14 protein-coding genes are annotated in these 17023 nt (G+C 60.2%); 9 read left to right on the top strand and 5 right to left on the bottom strand.

Annotation, left to right across the window (positions count from 1 at the left end; genetic code table 11):
• Positions 1-62: 62 nt before the first annotated feature.
• Positions 63-518, top strand: coding sequence for a DUF4890 domain-containing protein (locus tag J4D99_RS10080; protein ID WP_208131573.1), 456 nt, complete (start codon positions 63-65; stop codon positions 516-518).
• A gap of 24 nt (positions 519-542) precedes the next feature.
• Here J4D99_RS10080 and J4D99_RS10075 read toward each other — a convergent pair whose 3' ends face one another.
• From J4D99_RS10075 to J4D99_RS10065, 3 genes are all read right to left on the bottom strand, one after another.
• Positions 543-1820, bottom strand: a complete 1278-nt coding sequence (locus tag J4D99_RS10075; protein ID WP_208131572.1) for a zinc dependent phospholipase C family protein — start codon at positions 1818-1820, stop codon at positions 543-545.
• A 78-nt stretch (positions 1821-1898) separates the two neighbouring features.
• Positions 1899-3023 (bottom strand): CaiB/BaiF CoA transferase family protein, encoded by a 1125-nt coding sequence (locus J4D99_RS10070; protein WP_236018610.1) that lies wholly within the window; start codon positions 3021-3023, stop codon positions 1899-1901.
• Positions 3024-3096: 73 nt separating this feature from the next.
• Positions 3097-3837, bottom strand: coding sequence for a class I SAM-dependent methyltransferase (locus J4D99_RS10065; protein ID WP_208131571.1), 741 nt, complete (start codon positions 3835-3837; stop codon positions 3097-3099).
• Between the two features lie 189 nt (positions 3838-4026).
• On the opposite strand from J4D99_RS10065, the gene J4D99_RS10060 reads away from it, so the two are divergent.
• Positions 4027-5730, top strand: coding sequence for a DEAD/DEAH box helicase (locus J4D99_RS10060; protein WP_458326956.1), 1704 nt, complete (start codon positions 4027-4029; stop codon positions 5728-5730).
• Positions 5731-5875: 145 nt separating this feature from the next.
• Here J4D99_RS10060 and J4D99_RS10055 read toward each other — a convergent pair whose 3' ends face one another.
• Positions 5876-6694 (bottom strand): SDR family oxidoreductase, encoded by an 819-nt coding sequence (locus J4D99_RS10055; protein ID WP_208131570.1) that lies wholly within the window; start codon positions 6692-6694, stop codon positions 5876-5878.
• 250 nt (positions 6695-6944) lie between these two features.
• Between J4D99_RS10055 and J4D99_RS10050 the strand changes: the two genes are divergently transcribed.
• From J4D99_RS10050 to J4D99_RS10035, 4 genes are all read left to right on the top strand, one after another.
• Positions 6945-9950, top strand: coding sequence for a M16 family metallopeptidase (locus J4D99_RS10050; RefSeq protein WP_236018609.1), 3006 nt, complete (start codon positions 6945-6947; stop codon positions 9948-9950).
• A 204-nt stretch (positions 9951-10154) separates the two neighbouring features.
• Positions 10155-11420, top strand: a complete 1266-nt coding sequence (gene icd / locus J4D99_RS10045; protein ID WP_208131569.1) for an NADP-dependent isocitrate dehydrogenase — start codon at positions 10155-10157, stop codon at positions 11418-11420.
• Between the two features lie 73 nt (positions 11421-11493).
• A complete protein-coding gene (locus J4D99_RS10040; RefSeq protein ID WP_208131568.1) occupies positions 11494-11664 on the top strand; it encodes a hypothetical protein in 171 nt (56 codons plus the stop codon).
• Between the two features lie 469 nt (positions 11665-12133).
• The gene (locus tag J4D99_RS10035) at positions 12134-12679 is read left to right on the top strand and encodes a YfiT family bacillithiol transferase (RefSeq protein WP_208131567.1); all 546 of its coding nucleotides are present in this window, start codon (positions 12134-12136) and stop codon (positions 12677-12679) included.
• A gap of 93 nt (positions 12680-12772) precedes the next feature.
• Here the strand turns inward: J4D99_RS10035 and J4D99_RS10030 are convergent, their stop codons facing one another.
• Positions 12773-14017, bottom strand: a complete 1245-nt coding sequence (locus J4D99_RS10030; protein WP_208131566.1) for an arsenic transporter — start codon at positions 14015-14017, stop codon at positions 12773-12775.
• Positions 14018-14450: 433 nt separating this feature from the next.
• Here J4D99_RS10030 and J4D99_RS10025 point away from each other — a divergent pair, with 433 nt between their 5' ends.
• From J4D99_RS10025 to J4D99_RS10015, 3 genes are all read left to right on the top strand, one after another.
• Positions 14451-15872, top strand: coding sequence for a vWA domain-containing protein (locus J4D99_RS10025; RefSeq protein ID WP_208131565.1), 1422 nt, complete (start codon positions 14451-14453; stop codon positions 15870-15872).
• A gap of 78 nt (positions 15873-15950) precedes the next feature.
• A complete protein-coding gene (locus J4D99_RS10020) occupies positions 15951-16523 on the top strand; it encodes an RNA polymerase sigma factor (protein WP_208131564.1) in 573 nt (190 codons plus the stop codon).
• Between the two features lie 30 nt (positions 16524-16553).
• Entirely contained in the window at positions 16554-17015 is a 462-nt protein-coding gene (locus J4D99_RS10015) for a hypothetical protein (protein ID WP_208131563.1), read from the top strand.
• Positions 17016-17023: the final 8 nt, after the last annotated feature.

The raw sequence follows: 17023 nt of genomic DNA, 5'->3' as shown, positions 1-17023 counted from the left end.
TAGCTTTGTTGCCACCCAGCTCAAACGCTTCAACTAATTCGGCATTTAGGCTTTTATAAGTTATGCATATCTCCCCGACTGCTCTGCTAGCTGCCCTGCTTTTAGCCCCTGTCACGCTCCTGGCGCAGGCCAAGCACCCTACGCCTGCTACGCAACCAGTTACTTCCACTCCGCCAGTCGCGGCCAGCACCTCGGCGCGGGCCGATGCCCTGACGACTAACATGGCCCAGGCATTGGCTCTCACGCCGGCTCAGGTTGAAAAGGTGCGCTCCATCAACCTAACATCAGTGCGCAATGTAGAAGCAGCCCGCCAGCGCTACCACGACAACCCGGCCAAGCTAAAAAGCTACATCGACGACGTTAGCCTGGCCAGGCTCGACCAGCTGAAGGATGTGCTCACGTCTACGCAGTTTGCGCGCTACCAGCAGAAGCGGGAGGAGAAAATGGGCATCCCGACGTTGCGCGGTAACCAGGGCACACCTCCTCCCGGCCTACCCAGCAACCGGGGCGATGAATAAAGGCCGCTAGGCCGCCTACGGGTGCTACATCTTCAGCGAGCGCAGGCGGGCTAGCGCTTCTTCCGTCTTGGCGCGATTGTCTTTTTCCTTCTCTTCAGCATCAATAGGCGCTTGGTTGGCATTGCCGAAAAAGGCCAGGATATTTTGGCGCATGGGCGCCGAAACATCTTTAAAATCGCGTTTGGCCAGCTCGCGCACCCACTCGCCATAGGTGCGGTCGGCCAGGCTGTACTCGCCAATCTTGGTAGGGTGGCCAGTGTCGAAATCGGTATTCACCAGGTCGGGCGCCGGCTTGTCAATGGCCATTTGCTCGTTGGTAAACCTGCACAGCGTTACCATTGTCTGCTTGAAGCTGGCCCGAAACAGCGCCTGTGCTTCGGGCGAAGGCGCGATGAACTTCAGGCTCTTCAACTTGCCCACTTTAGGCAGAATATCGATGATGCCAGCCACGATGCGCGCCCCTAGCTTGGGGTGCTCGTAGGCAGTCCCAAACTCTTTCTCAAACTCGTCTTTGCCTTGTTTGTAGACGTAGTCCCGGCGGCGGATGCGGTTATTTACCTCGCGCAGCTTATGCCGGTTGGCGCGCCACGCCGCCCGGCTAGCCAGCGGAATTAAGTTGCGCACGGCAAAGCGATAGGACCCCAGCGCCAAGTCAACGTTAAAGAGAACCTGCTTCAACTCGATGCCATAGGTGCGGGCAAAAGCGCGCTCCAAGGCTTCTTTGCTGACCTTGAAGCCAATAAAATCGTGATAAGCTGCCGACCGGTATTTGCCGGCCGCCAGCTGCGTCACATCGAAGGCAAACTCGGTGCGCCCGTGGGCCACCGGGTCTTCCGCGTAGGTCACAACGGGGCCGTACTCAGCCTTGAGCTTGGGAAACAGCAGCGGTACCGACCGATTGATACCCATTTCGTGGCCGTAGATATCGGCCGCATAGTGCGCCAGCGCTCCTAGCGCAAAGGCATACTCGTTGCGGTCGTGGGCTTCTTTGAGCAGGTTTTCCACGAAGTCGCCCGAGCGCACATAATGCGTGAGGTTGGTAAACAGCGGCGAGCCAAAGGGATAATACCCCATATCCTGGATGATGGCGCCGCCGTAGGCGTAGGCCTTGGCTTCGCGCAGCTCATCGGGCGTAGCGCCCGGAAAGCGGCGCTCAATGGCCGGCCGCAGGCAAGGCAGCCAGCACGAGTCGATATTGGCCTGGTGGCTGAGCACCGAGTAGGCCCGGGCCGGCCGTTGTGCCAGCAGCAACAGCCCTAGCAGCAGCACGCCCAGCAGGCGCGATACAAATGCAGAAGTCATGGGAGGGAGCGTAAGAACTGGCTCAACGGCAAAGCCCCCTCCGGCGTTGCACGGCCGAGTTTACTTATCCGCTAGCCCCTATCTGGCAGGTAGCACCGGGGGCGCGGGCAGCTGCGCCGCCACGGACCACGCCGAGCTGCGAAATGCCACCGTGCGCAGCCCAGCGAAGGGAAATGCCGGACCCTGAGGTGGCAGCAGCATAGCCTGGGCTGCCTCCTGGCTCAGGGCCTCGCCTACGGTGCGCACGGCGCCGGCGGGTACCCCTAGCCGGGCCAGCTCGTGCAGCAGGGCAGTACTGTCGAGCTCGGCAATGCGCACAAGCAGCAGCTCCTCAAGGGCCGTCCGGTGGCGTACCCTGGCTGAGTTGGTGGCAAAGCGCGGCTCGGCGGCCCAGTGCGGGCGCATCAGCACCAGGCACAGCTGCCGAAACTGCGCATCGGTGCCCACCGCCAGCACCAGGCGCTGGCCATCGGCGGCGCGGTACACGGTGCCGTAGGGCACAATGCCGGGGTGGCCCGAACCAAGCGCCAGGGGGTCGTGGCCGGTCACAAGCCAGGTAGCGCCCTGGTTGGCCAGCGAGGCTAGCGCGCTGTCGAGCAAGCTCACGGTGAGAAAAGCACCCCGACCGGTTTTTTCGCGCTGATAAAGCGCCGTAAGAATACCTTCCTTGAGCTGATGCGCGGCCAGCAGGTCGATAAGTGCCACTGGCATCTTCTGCGGCGGGTCGGCCGGGCTGGCCGCGTTGAGGTGCATAAAGCCGGTTTCGGCTTGCAGCACGGCATCGTAGCCCACGCGGGGGCTAGCCGGCCCATAGCCCGTGAGGTGCGCATAAATAAGGCGCGGATTGGCCCCGGCCAGCGTGGCGTAGGAAACACCAAACTTCTCGGCATCGCCGGGCTTGTAGCTCGCAATAAGAATGTCGGCCTCGCCGGCCAGCCGGTGCAGCTCAGCCTGAGCGGCAGCTTCGGTGAGGTCGAGCACCAGTGAAGTTTTGCCCCAGTTGGAGGCGGCAAAATACGCCGACACCGAGCTGTCGGGCTCGTCGCCGGGGGTGCGCCAGGTACGCGTTACGTCGCCAGTGGGCGGCTCTATTTTTAGAACCGTTGCTCCTAGCTCCGCAAAAAACTGGCCTACTTGTGGGCCAGCCAGTACGGCCGCCAGCTCCAGTACGCGCAGGCCATCGAAGGGAAGGGAAGAAGTCATGGAAGCAACTGATAGGTACGGCTGGCTTCATCGCCTTCGCCGCAGGAATATTACACCAAAGCTACCCTAGCCGCTACACCACGCCAGCCCGCGCGAATACCGGAAATGTTATCTCCCGCTCGCCCTGTCCCCAGAGCCGCGTGAGTTCGTCGGCTACCAGCAGCACGGCGTCGGCACCCTCGTGCTGCCGGCCATAGTTAGCCACTGCCGACCACGTGCGCAGGTAGTCGAGGTACCACGCCGCCGACCACTTCTTGCGCACCTCGAAGCGTGCCCGGCGCACCCTAGCGAAGGGAAACGGCAGCCGGGCGTACTCATCCAGCACGTGCCAGCGGTTGGCATCCCAGTACGGGCCCACGGTGTCGTCGTGGAAGCGCCGGATGAGCGCGTCCATCGCGTCGTCGCCGGTCTGGCTCAGGCCATAGCCCCACTCGGCCAGGGTAGCGCCGGGGCCGGCCACGCGCCGCACCTCGCGGTGGTAAGCCTCCGAATCGAACCAATGCACCGCCTGCCCCACCGTGATGAGGTCAAAGTAATCGTCGGGAAAAGGCGAATGTTCGGCTGTGGCCACCTGGTAGCGTACGTTGGGCAGCCGGGGCGCTTCGGCCAGCTGGCTGGCGCTAAGGTCTGTAGCTTCTACCTCGCGAAAGTGCCGGGCTAGCACGGCCGCCACCTGGCCATTGCCGGTAGCGCAGTCCCAGGCGCGCAAGTGGTTGGCCACCTGCGGCAACAGCCAGGCATAGAGTTCAGCTGGATAGTCAATACGGTAGCGAGCGTATTGTGCAGCCTGGGCAGAAAAGCGGTCGAGGGCCATGCGAGTAGTAAGGGTAGCTTTAGCCTGCCGCCAGGGCAGCTGCCGATAAAACGGCAAGCTAAAGCTACCCCTACGCACCAGCCCGCAAGCCGGGCACTTATCCGGCTTACCTTTGTTCTAAATCAAGCGGTTTTGCTGACCAGGAAATGCAAGGTCAGCCCTAATTTATTCACTTTACCAGCTGCACTCTTGACTTTCCACGATTTTAATCTCCACGACGACCTGCTGGCTGGCGTGGACGCCATGAACTACCTCAACGCCACGCCTATCCAGGAGCAGGCAATTCCGAAAATCCTGGCTGGCAAAGACCTCATTGCCTGCGCCCAGACCGGCACGGGCAAGACGGCCGCCTACCTCGTGCCGCTGCTCGACAAGATTTCGCACGCCAAGCACGGCACCACGTCGACCCTGGTGCTGGTACCCACCCGCGAGCTGGCCACCCAGATTGATGAGCAGGTAACGGGCTTCGGCTACTTTGTAGAAGCCTCCTCCATTGCCATTTATGGCGGTGGCAAAAGTGAAAACTGGGAGCAGCAAAAGCGGGCCCTCACGAGCGGGGCCGATATTATTATTGCCACGCCCGGCCGCCTCATCGCTCACATGCAGCTAGGGTACGTCAAGTTTGACGACCTCAAATACCTGGTGCTCGACGAGGCCGATAAGATGATGGATATGGGCTTTGCCGATGACATCCTCAACATTGTGCGGCAGCTGCCTAAAACGCGTCAGACGCTGCTATTCTCGGCCACCATGCCGAGCAAAATCCGCGACTTCTCGCAGCAGATTCTGCACGAGCCCGACGAGGTACGCCTCGCCGTGAGCAAGCCCGCCGCTGGCATCAACCAGCAGTTTTACATGACTTTTGACCACCAAAAGCTGCCCGTGCTAGAGCACCTCATCAAAGCTCAGGACGTGCAAAGCATGGTGCTTTTTACCAGCAAGAAGTCGGCCGTCGCCGGCATCGTGCGCTCGCTCAACAAGCTGGGCTACCCGGCCCAGGGCATCAGCTCGGACCGCACCCAGGAAGAGCGCGAAGCCACTATGCGTGCCTTCAAAAACAAGCAGTTTCCCATCCTCGTGGCCACCGACGTGGTGAGCCGGGGCATTGATATTGACTCGCTGAGCCACGTGGTGAACTTCGACGTGCCCCGCGCTGCCGAGGATTACGTGCACCGCATCGGCCGCACCGCTAGGGCCGCTACTACGGGCACGGCCATCACCTTCATCGCCGACCAGGACCAGGACCGAATCATCAAAATCGAGAAGCTCATCGAGCGCGAGATTGAGAAGCAGGCCATTACCGAAGGCTTGGGCTACGGCCCCGCGCCCGAGTTTGACCCCAAACGCTTTAGCGGCCTGCGCGGCAAAACCGGCCCGCGCGATGGTGGCCGTAGCGGCGGCAGTGGTGGCCGTGACCGCGGCCCCCGCTCCGAAGGTGACCGTGGCCCGCGCCCTGACGGCGACCGCCGCAGTGGCGGTGGTCGCGACCGAGGCCCCCGTCGCGACGGCGATAAGAACGACCCGCAGCGCGCCGAGCGGCTAGCCAATGCGGCCGCCCGCCTGGCCGCCATCGACGCCGGCCAGACACCCGTGAACGCTTACGTAGCCCCGCCCCGCGAAGCGCGCCCCCCCCGCGCCCCGCGCCCCGAAGGTGAGGCCCCGCGTGAAGCCCGCCCGCCCCGCGAGCCCCGCCCAGCCGGGGAGGCCCGGCCACCGCGCGAACCCCGCGCCGACGGCGAAAACCCTGCGCCCCGCGAGCCCCGCGCCGATGGCGACAAGCCTGAAGGCCAGCGCCGCCGCAAGCGCGGCGGCCGCAACCGCGGCAAAGGCCCGCGCCCGGCCGATGGCACTATGCCAGCGGCCGAGCCCTCGGCAACCCCTAGCGCCGAATAGCCGCTAGCTCAAATCAAAGATCCCGGCCACAACTAGCGTGACCGGGATTTTTTATGCACTTATATGTCGGCAGCAATTACTTCATGGTAGTGAGACAATTGCGCATCCTTTGCTGCTTTCTTTGGTTTTTGTCCAAAATTGCCCCCTAGCCACCAAAGCTTTTCTGTATCATCTGCATAAAGTCGGCCTCGGGCATTTGCGCCTTCGTGGCTAGCAGGCTTTGCGCATCGGCACCGGCGATGTAGCGCAGCTGCGACGAACCATCGGTAGCAGCCTGGTAGATGACTTCGGCAATTTGCTCGGGCTGCGAGGCGTTGCCCGCGCGACCGCTGAAGGCGTCGAGCACGGCGCGCATCTGGCCGGCGTAGGGGTTGGCGGCATCGTCGGGGCTAGCGGTGAGGTGCAGCGAGCGGGTGGCGAAATCGGTGGCCACGCCGCCCGGCGCCACCACTTTCACTTGAATGCCGAACGGCGCCAGCTCATACCACAGCGACTCGGAAAAGCCATCGAGCCCGAATTTGGTGGCGTGGTAAAGCGAGTTCATAGGGAAGCCCGTGCGCCCGCCCACCGAGGTAATATTGATGATAATGCCCGAGTGCTGCGCCCGCAGGGCGGGCAGCACGGCCTGCGTCACGGCAAAAACGCCGAACATATTGGTAGCAAACTGCTGCTGAATCTGCGCCGTTGTAGCCGTCTCGAAGGGGCCCACCAACCCATAGCCGGCGTTGTTGACCAGTACATCGAGCTGCCCAAAATCGTGTTGCGCCTGGGCTACGGCCTCTTGCACTGAGGCGGCATCCGTGACGTCGAGCGCGTACAAGCGCACGCCGGGCAGGTCGCCAAATTTGGCATCGGCGGGATTGCGCATGGTGGCCGCCACCTGCCAGCCATGGGCCGCAAAAAGCCGCACGGCAGCGGCGCCGATACCGGTCGAGGTGCCGGTAATGAAAACTGTTTGGGCCATTTAAGAAGGAGGTAATCGACTAGTGAGCTCCTGCTGACACAACCGCCAGGTTTTTATTGCAATCCCTGGCAACGTTTTGGCGCAAATATGTACTTTATAAGGTGCTACCGCTCAAATCAAACCTGTAAAGGTAACTCAGTGGAATTGATTTTTTTGTTTTTTATTCCTCGCATGAACTTCTACCTTTGTGCCCCTTATTGTAGTCCCCCGCGCTCTGACTAGCCTGTTTGTGAATCGACCGTTGTTGCTTTTGCTGCCCGCCCTGGCGGCCCTCGGCCTCACCACGCAGTGCCAATCGAGCAAGCCGGCCACTACGGCGGCCACTACTGCCCCCGCCGCCAGCCCGGCCCCGGCCAAAGAATATCGCTACGAAACGGCGCCCAACGACCCGCTGGGGGTGCGTGTGTATAAGCTGGATAATGGCCTGACCGTCTACCTGTCGGACTACAAAAACGCGCCCCGCATTCAAACCTACGTAGCGGTGCGCGCCGGCTCCAAGAACGACCCGGCTACCGCTACCGGGCTAGCCCATTACCTGGAGCATATGGTGTTCAAGGGTACCTCGCGGCTTGGCACCAAGGATTGGGCCAAGGAGAAGCCCGAATTGGATAAGATTGAGGCGCTGTACGAAACCTATCGGGGCGAGCGCAACGACCCGGTGGCTCGCAAGCGCACGTATCATCAGATTGATTCTGTTTCCGGGGTAGCGGCGCGCTACGCCGTGCCCAACGAGTACGACAAGCTGATGGGCAGCATCGGGGCCAAGGGCTCGAACGCACACACCTCCAATGAGGAGACGGTTTACCAGGAAGACATTCCGAGCAACCAGCTCGAAAAGTGGGCCGCCGTGCAAAGCGAGCGCTTTACCGAGATGGTGCCACGCTTGTTTCATACTGAGCTGGAGGCTGTGTATGAGGAGAAAAACCGGGGGCTGGATTCGGATTTCAGCAAGGAGTTTGAGGCGTTGAATGCCAGCCTCTACCCTACCCACCCCTACGGTACACAGACGACCATCGGCACGATTGAGCACCTGCAAAACCCGTCGATAACCGAGATTAAGAAGTACTTCGGCCAGTATTACGTGCCTAGCAACGTAGCGCTGTGCCTGAGCGGCGACCTGGACTACGACCAGACCATTCGACTGATTGATAAATATTTTGGTGCTTGGCAGGGTAAGCCGGCCCCGGCATTCGTGGCCCCGGTCGAGAAGCCCATTACCGCGCCCATTACCAAAGAAGTGCTCGGGCCGCAGTCGGAAAATGTGATGCTAGGGTATCGTTTTCCTGGCAAGGCTACCCGTGATGCCCTGCGCCTGCGCATGCTGGACAGAATCCTGACCAACGGCCAGGCCGGCCTCTTCGACCTCGACCTGAACCAGCAGCAGCGCGTGCTGCAAGCCCAGACCTTCGCTGACCTCAACGACGACTACTCGACGCACGTGCTCTACGGCACGCCGCGCCAGGGCCAGAAGCTGGAAGAGGTGCAGGCCCTGATGCTGGCCGAAGTAGCCAAAGTGAAGCGCGGCGACTTCCCTGACTGGCTCATTCCGGCCATCGTAAACAACGAGAAGCTGAGCCGCACCAAGAGCTACGAAAGCAACGAGGCGCGGGCTAGCGCCATGTACGAGGCGTTTATCGAGCGCGTGAGCTGGGCCGACTACCTGAAGCAGAACGAGGATTTTGCCACCATCACGAAGGCCGAAATCGTCAAGTTTGCCAACGACAACTACGGCCAGAACTACGTGGCTGTGTTCAAGCGCACTGGCGAAGACCCCAACAAAGTGAAAGTGGTGAAGCCGGCCATCACGCCGGTGCCCGCCAACCGCGATGCGGCTTCGGCTTACTACACCGAAGTATCGAAGCTGCCCAGCACCGAGTTAAAGCCGGTATTCCTCGACTACAAGAAGGACATTCAAACGGCCGATATCAAGCCCGGCCTGCCGCTGTACTACACCAGGAATACCGAGAATGGGCTGTTCAGCCTGTTCTACGCTATCGACCTGGGTACCAATAATAATCCGCTGCTCGACGTAGCTACCGATTATTTGCAGTACCTGGGCACCGGCCAGCACTCGGCGGCACAGCTGCAACAGGAGTTTTACAAGCTAGGCTGCTCGTTTGCCGTCAGCAGCAGCCAGGACCGCGTGCTCATCAGCCTCAGCGGGCTCGACAGCAACCTGAAGCCAGCCATGCTGCTGTTTGAGCAGTTGCTAAACAACCCGCGCCCCGACGCGGCGGCCCTCAAAAACCAGGTGGCCGGCATTTTGAAGCAGCGCCAGGATGCTAAACTCAATAAGGGCGTGATTCTGAATCAGGCCATGCTGAACTACGCCAAGTATGGCCCGCGCAATCCGTTTACGAACATCGTGCCCGAGGCGCAGCTGAAAGCGTTGAAGCCGGAGCAGCTGACGAGCCTACTGAAATCGCTGCCGACGTACCAGCACCGCGTGCTGTACTATGGGCCTCGTCGTATGGATGGGAGCTACCATATGGGACGTGATAACAATGGAAAATCCATTACAGTAGGTTCGGATGGCATTACAGAAATAATCGCTGCCGACCACCGCACACCTGCTAAGCTCAAGCCGACCCCACCGGCCAAGGACTTCGCCGAGCAACCGTTGAAAGACAAAAAGGTCTACTGGGTTGACTACAAGATGGTGCAGGCCGAAATCCTGTTCCTGACCAAGGGCGACATCTACGACCGTGCGCTAGCCCCCACCGTGGCGCTCTACAACGAGTACTTCGGCGGCGGCATGGGCAGCATCGTCTTCCAGGATTTGCGCGAGAGCAAGGCCCTAGCCTACTCGGCCATGTCACGCTACGCGAACGCCGATAAGACGGGCCGCTCCAACTACATCCTCAGCTACATCGGCACGCAGAGCGATAAACTGCCCGAGGCCATGGCCGGCATGGAAGGTCTGCTCACCGATATGCCCCTAGCCGATGCCAACCTAGCCATTGCCAAGCAGAGCATTCGCAACAGCATTGCCACCGACCGCATTACCCACGAAGGCATCTTGCTCAGCTACGAGCGCGCCCGCCGGCTAGGTCTCGATTACGACCTGCGCCGCGACGTGTATGACCAAACCCAGAACATGACGTTTGCCGAATTGCAGAAATTTCAGCAGGCCAAGATTCGGGGCCAAAACCAGGTCATCTTGGTTATCGGCTCTAAGGACAGACTGAATTTCAAGGAGCTGGCCAAGTACGGCACCGTCCAGCAACTGACCCTGAAAGAAATTTTCGGGTATTGAGTAATAATCCATTTACCGCCTGTCATTGCGAGTAAAGCGAAGCAATCCTTCCTTACCGCTAGGGGTACTACTCCAACGACAAGGAAAGATTGCTTCGCTTTACTCGCAATGACAGACGAGGCCAGCCACCCTAACCGACGGGCTGGCACCAAATAAGATTTCCCACCTGAACTGACAACTAACTACTAGACAATCTTTTTCCTCATGGCAGAGCAAAAAATCACCATTAAAAATGGCAAGCTGAATGTACCCGACCAACCGACCATTCCCTTTATTGAGGGCGATGGTATTGGGCCGGACATTTGGCGGGCCTCGCAGCGCGTATTCGATGCCGCGGTTGAAAAAGCCTACGGCGGCAAGAAGAAGCTGGTGTGGAAAGAAGTGCTGGCCGGTGAAAAAGCCTACAAGCAACTCAACAACTGGCTGCCCGCCGAAACGCTGGACGCCTTCCGAGACTACCTGGTGGGCATTAAAGGCCCGCTGACCACGCCCGTGGGCGGCGGCATCCGCTCGCTCAACGTGGCCCTGCGCCAGGAGCTGGACCTGTATGCCTGCGTGCGCCCCGTACGCTACTACGACGGCGTGCCCTCGCCCGTGAAGCACCCCGAGCTGACTAATATGGTCATCTTCCGCGAAAACACGGAGGACATCTACGCCGGCATCGAGTACATGAACGGCACGCCGCAGGCTCAGAAAATGCTTGAATTCCTGCAAGACGAGATGGGCGTGAAGAAGATTCGCTTCCCCGAGTCGTCGTCGTTCGGCATTAAGCCGGTATCGAAAGAAGGCACCGAGCGCCTCGTGCGCGCCGCCATCAAGTACGCCCTCGACAACAAGCTGCCTTCGGTGACGCTGGTGCATAAGGGCAATATCATGAAATTCACCGAGGGCGCGTTCAAAACCTGGGGCTACGAGCTGGCCGAGAAGGAGTTTGGCGCCAAGGTATTCACTTGGGCGCAGTACGACAAAATCGTGGCCAAACAAGGCGTGCAGGTGGCCGATGCCCTGCAAAAGCAAGCGCAGGACCAGGGCAAGCTCATCATCAAGGACAGCATCGCCGATGCCTTCCTGCAGCAAATCCTGCTTCGCCCGTCGGAGTACTCGGTAGTGGCTACCCTGAACCTGAACGGCGACTACATCTCCGATGCCCTGGCGGCCATCGTGGGCGGCATCGGCATCGCGCCGGGCGCCAACATCAACTACGTGACCGGCCACGCCATCTTCGAGGCTACGCACGGCACCGCGCCCAAATACGCCAACCAAGATAAGGTGAACCCCGGCTCGGTTATCCTCTCGGGCGTGATGATGCTCGAGCACCTGGGTTGGAAAGAAGCCGCTGCCCTCATCAATAAAGGCCTCGAAGCCGCCATTGCCAGCAAGCGCGTCACCTACGACTTCGAGCGCCAGATGGAAGGCGCTACCTTGCTCAAAACGAGCGAGTTCGGCGACGAGATTATTAAGAATATGTAGTAGCTTGGCAGTCGCCAATTAACACAAACCCCCGCGTTGGCTGAGAGGCTGGCGCGGGGGTTTAGTTTGTTCTATGAAAATATTTTTTATCGCTTTAGGTGCGTTTATAATTGCCGCGGGGATAAATACTGGGATGAATCTTAAAAGTGGCCGAAATTTAGATTCTGAAATAATGAGTGCAGGTATCTGCATTTTGCTAGGGCTCTATTTAATGAGCAAGGGAATAAAGAGAAATCAGGTATAATTTTGATTGATATAAAATTCCAAAAATGAAGCACTTACCATACTGGCGCGAGTTTAGCGCAGCGTAACTAGTGCTTTTTATTCAGGGAGGCTGTGCCTCCTATAAAACGAGTCGCTTGCACGACCCTATCGGTGCATTGCCGGCTTACCGCTGGCGCGGCAGTGGAGCATATATCTGGTGAATAGTATCTGTTAGTAAACCTGACCATACTATTCTGGCTAGGGGTGCGAAATTGGCTTTCCGATGAAGAAGTGCTTTCTACTGCGCGGCGCGGGAGCGCACAGGCAATACGACTACCATCACGAGCCCTGAGGGAACGCGCACTATCATTGAGCCGACGGCTACTGATAGTATGCGGCGGCCATTTTGGCAATGGCTTTAGGCAAGCCTAAGAAGTAAGCTATACCAGCAGGTCCGGCAATTGCCGCTGAGGCAAACACTACTTTTGGGGCCTAACAATTTTTCCGTTATGCTCTCCTCATTCCCCTCTCCCGCCAACGACTACCTGCGCTTTCCTATTGGCCGGCCGCAGTTGCCTGCCGCCCCACTCACGCCGACCGGGCGCGCCCCCTACTTGCAGCAGCTAGCCGAATTTCCGGCGCTGCTGAAGGCAGCGGTAGAGCGGGCCGGGCCTGCACGCATGGAGCAACCCTACCGCCCCGGCGGCTGGACGGGCCGCCAGGTGGTGCATCACCTGGCCGATACGCACCCCAATCTGTACAGCCGCTTCCGGCTAGCCCTTACGGAGGACAACCCGACCGTGCGGCCCTTCGATGAGCAGGCCTGGGCCACGCTGCCCGATGTGGCTGTGACGCCCCTAGCCGTGTCGCTAGCCCTGCTCGAAAGCCTGCATGCCCGCTGGGTTATCTTATTGCAAAACCTGAGCGAGGCGCAGTGGCAGCGCACCTTTTACCACCCGCGCTACCAGACCACGAGCACGCTCGAGCAGGCTTTGGTGCAATACGCCTGGCACGGCCAGCACCATTTGGCACACCTGGGGCTGTTGGGGCAGTAGCGCCGGCGCAGCCCCTAGCGGCCTGAGATACCTGGCAGTTGGGGCGCGAAACGAGCGGGAGTGCGCGCAAGAAGCAACCCATGCCTCCAATGGCTACACCAACAGCGACGCGATAGCCAGCACCAGTGGCACGGTCATGACCAGCGCGCCGAGCTTAAGAAATTGCCAGGCGCTCACGTCGATGTTTTCGCGGCGCAGGGCTACCAGCCACAGCAGGGTGGCCAGCGAGCCGGTAATGGACAGGTTGGGGCCAAGGTCGATGCCAATGAGCACGGCACTTTTTACGGTTTCGGGCACCTGGGCAGCTTGCATCACGTTGCCGGCGATGAGGCCGGCGGGCAGGTTGTTCATCACGTTGCACAGCAAGGCGACCCCCACCCCGCTAGCCCAGGTGGTAGCGGCGGCCGACTGCTGGGCGCCGTGCGTAAGCACCCCCGCCAGCCACTGCCTAATACCGGTTTTGCCCAGCGCTTCGACCAGCACAAACAGCCCAGCTACCAGCGGCAGCACGGCCCACGATACGTTTTTGACGATGCTGAAGGGGTTTTTACGGGCCACCAGCAACCCCACCACTGCCGTGAGCGTGCCCGTAATAGCCGTGGGCAGGCCGAGCGGCTGGTCGAAGCCCGAGGCCAGCAGCAGCGTCACGGCCGTGACACCGATACCGGCCAGCGCCACCTGGCCGCCGCGCGCCAGAGTGGGCAGCTCAAGGTCCTTATCGATAGGCTGCTTTAGCTCGGCGCGCTGAGTGTAGCGCAGCATGGCATAGGTGGCGCCGATAGAAACAACCGCCGGCAGCAGGTAACGCGGCAGCCACACCAGCAGGGGCGGCATGTGTGCGCCATAAATAACCAGATTGGCCGGGTTGGAGATGGGCAGCACAAACGAGGCGGCATTGGCGATAAAAGCGCAGATGAACAGGTAGGGCAGTGGGCTTTTGACCCTGGCAGCCCGCACGGCGCTGGCCACGGCCGGCGTGAGCACAACTGCCGTAGCATCGTTGGAGAGCAGCGCCGTGACAACCACCCCCACCAGGTAGATGAGCAGAAACAACCGCTGGGCCGAGCCCCTGGCCAGCTTGGTGGCGTGGGCGGCCAGCCAGTCGAAGAGCTTTTCCTCGCGGGCTACTTCGGCCAGCAGCATCATACCCGTCAGGAACAGGTACACATCCAGGCCCTTGCCCACGCCTGCTAGCCCCTCGGCCGGCGTAAGCAGCCGGGCTAGCAGCAGCAGCCCGGCACCGCTAACGGCCCACACATATTCTGGCACCTTGAAGGGCCGGATGATAACCAGAGCAATAGATACTAGCGAGATAATCCAGATAAGAATAGTTGACATGAAACAGGCAGGCGAAACAGGCGATTATGAGGTTGCGGAACGAGTAACTAAGTAGCCGAGGCGCATAACAGCGCTGCCGCGATTCAATAGTGGAAGAAGTGGGAACGACCTGAGCTACTGGAACTTAAACTTGCAGGCAGGAGGCATGCAAGTTGACACCTAACATTTGCTCGAAGCTACTTCTCTTATAAGCAATAGCATACGCTATGGTATCGTGCAGGTTCCAATACCTCATCCCCAGGCGTGTGCACTGATTTGCTTAGCGTTTTCCCAAGTTTTTTGATTGATTACAACGGACAGCAACAGCAGCACGAAGCTAAGCGGTGTTGGCTAGGGCAAGCCTTACTACCAGCATGCTTGGTCGTAGAATAGGGCCTAGCTGCGGGGCTGGCGCCCGAAGGGGAAGTTGCGGGCGCCGCTGTAAATTTCGGCGATGCTAGTCCCGCGCCGCTCTTTTACCCGCCTTGCTACCAGTTGCCTGCTAGCCTGCCTGCTGCTGATAAGCTGCCTCGCCAGCCGGGCCCAAAATGCGCCACCCGTCAAGCCGAAGGTGACGCGCATTTTATTTCTGCTCGATGCCTCGGGCTCGATGATGGCGCCGTGGGAGGGCCAGCCGCGCTGGGAGGTGGCCAAGCGCCTGCTGGCCAAGATGGCCGACTCGCTCAACGCCTACCCCAATCTGGAGCTGGGCCTGCGCGTGTACGGCCACCAGCACGCCAACGCCGAGCAAAACTGCGAAGACTCGCGCCTCGAAGTGCCCTTCGCGCCCCGCAATGCCGCCGCCATCAAGGCCCGGCTCAAGACACTGAAGGCGCAGGGGAACACGCCCATCACCTACTCGCTGGAGCAGTCGGCCAAGGATTTTCCCCTGGATAAAACCTCGCGCAACGTGCTGCTGCTCATCACCGACGGTGTAGAGTCGTGCAAGGGCGACCCCTGCGCGGCCTCGCTAGCCCTGCAGCGCAAGCGGGTGTTTCTTAAGCCCTTCGTGATTGGCATTGGGGCCGAAAAAGACTTTGGGCAGGCGCTGGCCTGCCTGGGCAAGTACTATAATGCGGCCGAGGTCAAGACCTTCCAAACGGTACTCAACGATGTGATAGCCCAAACCCTGGCCAAAACCACGGTGGCCGTAAACCTCACCGACGAGGCCGGCCGGCCGGTAGAAACAAACGTGAACATGACGTTTGTGAACAACGTGACCGGGCAGCCCGAGTACAACTACGTGCATTACCGCGACGCCCAGGGCAAGGCCGACGTGCTCGACATCGACGCCCTGCAGAGCTACGACTTGGTCATAAACACGGTGCCGGCCGTGCGGCAGCCCAATATTGCTATCCGGGCAGGCAAGGCCAATGTGCTAAATTTCAAGACGCCCCAGGGCACGCTAGCCCTGCAGCCGGCCAATATTTCGCCCAATCCCTACGGCGGCGCGGTGCAGGCCGTGGTGCGGGCCCAAGGCAGCTCGGCTACTGGGCTAGCCCTGCCGTTTGGCAGCAAGCAGAAACTGTTGGCTGGCAACTATGAGGTTGAAATCCTGACGCTGCCGCGCCTCACCCAGCGCGTGAGCATCCGCCAGGGCCAGACTGCTACCGTAACCTACGCCGTGCCCGGCACGCTCAATATTACGTCTGACCTCAAAGGCTTTGGCAGCATCTACAGGCTTAATGATGATGAGTCGCAGACCTGGATTTATAACCTGCCCGAGACTAGCAGCAAGGTCAACCTGGCCATGCAGCCGGGCGCCTACCGGCTCGTGTTTCGCACGGCCACCAGCAACGGCAGCAAGTTTACGGACGTGCGCAACTTCACCATCCGCTCGGCCCAGACGACCTCGCTGAGCATTTTTGGGCGGTGAGACCGGGCGGTAGGGCTAGTCCATTAAACTTCGAAGCCCGCCCGTCGTCCAACCTGCACCATTGCCTGCTTTCTGCGTTTGGAAGACCACGAAATCCTCGCCAAGTTTCACGAGCCCGCCAGCCGCAATCTGGCCTTCAATCAGTTGGTGCGCAAGTACCAGCAGAAGGTGTATTGGCACGTGCGCAAGATGGTGGTAGACCACGACGATGCCGACGACCTCACGCAGGACGTATTTGTGAAGGTGTGGAAAAACCTGGACAACTTTCGGCAGGATGCCCAGCTCTTTACTTGGATTTACCGCATTGCCACCAACGAGTGCCTGAGCTTTCTGCAAAGCAAGCGGCGCAAGTTTTTTCTGCCCCTCAACGACGTGGGTGCCGAGCTGGCCGCCAAGCTGGAGGCCGACCCAGCCGTGGCCGGCGACGAGATTGAACTGAAGCTGCAAAAAGCCATTCTACGCCTGCCCGACAAGCAGCGACTGGTGTTCAACCTGCGTTATTACGACGAAATGCCCTACGAGCAGATGGCCGAAGTGACCGGCACCAGCGTGGGCGCCTTGAAAGCCAGCTACCACCACGCAGCCCGTAAAATCGAAGAATACGTAACGGCGGCCGACACCCCGGCCACAAACGCCGACGAAGCCTATTAAACTTTTGCCCCGCGCTTCCATCCAACATTCATGAAAACGCCTTTTCGACTCGATGAGCACCCGCGCCGCCGGCCCCAGCCGCTGAGCAGCCCGCCGGCCGGCTATTTCGAGCAGCTGCCTACGCGGGTGATGGCCCAGGTAGCCCCGCCGGCCGCGCGCACCTCGCAGCCGCTAGCCTGGCTGCTGCGTGCCCCGGCCTACCTGCGCACCGGTATTGCCTCGACACTGCTGCTGGGTACTTTTGCAGCCTCTCTCTGGCTAGGGGGGGCGTCGCTGCATAGCCCGGTGGCTAAGGCCGCCAGCCTCGATGCCGTGCCTCCGGCCCAGCTGGTGGAGTACCTTACCAGCGGCGAAACGCACGTGGATATGCTGGAGCTAGCCGAGTTGCCCACCCATCACCTGGGCATCACCAAGCAGTATTTGCAGCCTTCTTCTACTGAGCTTACCGAAGCGCTCGATGCGCAGCCCGCCGAAGAGGCCGGCCTCTTGTAAGCTCCCTT

This window comes from Hymenobacter sp. BT559, from assembly GCF_017571525.1.
Taxonomy (GTDB): domain Bacteria; phylum Bacteroidota; class Bacteroidia; order Cytophagales; family Hymenobacteraceae; genus Hymenobacter; species Hymenobacter ginsengisoli.
This window is presented reverse-complemented; position numbering and strand designations above follow the sequence as displayed.

Excerpts from the sequence above, each read along its gene's own strand:
- J4D99_RS10015 (WP_208131563.1), top strand. The coding sequence starts at position 16,554 with ATGAAAACGCCTTTTCGACTCGATGAGCACCCGCGCCGCCGGCCCCAG.
- J4D99_RS10070 (WP_236018610.1), bottom strand. The coding sequence starts at position 3,023 with ATGACTTCTTCCCTTCCCTTCGATGGCCTGCGCGTACTGGAGCTGGCG.
- icd (WP_208131569.1), top strand. The coding sequence starts at position 10,155 with ATGGCAGAGCAAAAAATCACCATTAAAAATGGCAAGCTGAATGTACCC.
- J4D99_RS10080 (WP_208131573.1), top strand. The coding sequence starts at position 63 with ATGCATATCTCCCCGACTGCTCTGCTAGCTGCCCTGCTTTTAGCCCCT.
- J4D99_RS10040 (WP_208131568.1), top strand. The coding sequence starts at position 11,494 with ATGAAAATATTTTTTATCGCTTTAGGTGCGTTTATAATTGCCGCGGGG.
- J4D99_RS10075 (WP_208131572.1), bottom strand. The coding sequence starts at position 1,820 with ATGACTTCTGCATTTGTATCGCGCCTGCTGGGCGTGCTGCTGCTAGGG.
- J4D99_RS10035 (WP_208131567.1), top strand. The coding sequence starts at position 12,134 with ATGCTCTCCTCATTCCCCTCTCCCGCCAACGACTACCTGCGCTTTCCT.
- J4D99_RS10055 (WP_208131570.1), bottom strand. The coding sequence starts at position 6,694 with ATGGCCCAAACAGTTTTCATTACCGGCACCTCGACCGGTATCGGCGCC.
- J4D99_RS10030 (WP_208131566.1), bottom strand. The coding sequence starts at position 14,017 with ATGTCAACTATTCTTATCTGGATTATCTCGCTAGTATCTATTGCTCTG.
- J4D99_RS10065 (WP_208131571.1), bottom strand. The coding sequence starts at position 3,837 with ATGGCCCTCGACCGCTTTTCTGCCCAGGCTGCACAATACGCTCGCTAC.
- J4D99_RS10025 (WP_208131565.1), top strand. The coding sequence starts at position 14,451 with ATGCTAGTCCCGCGCCGCTCTTTTACCCGCCTTGCTACCAGTTGCCTG.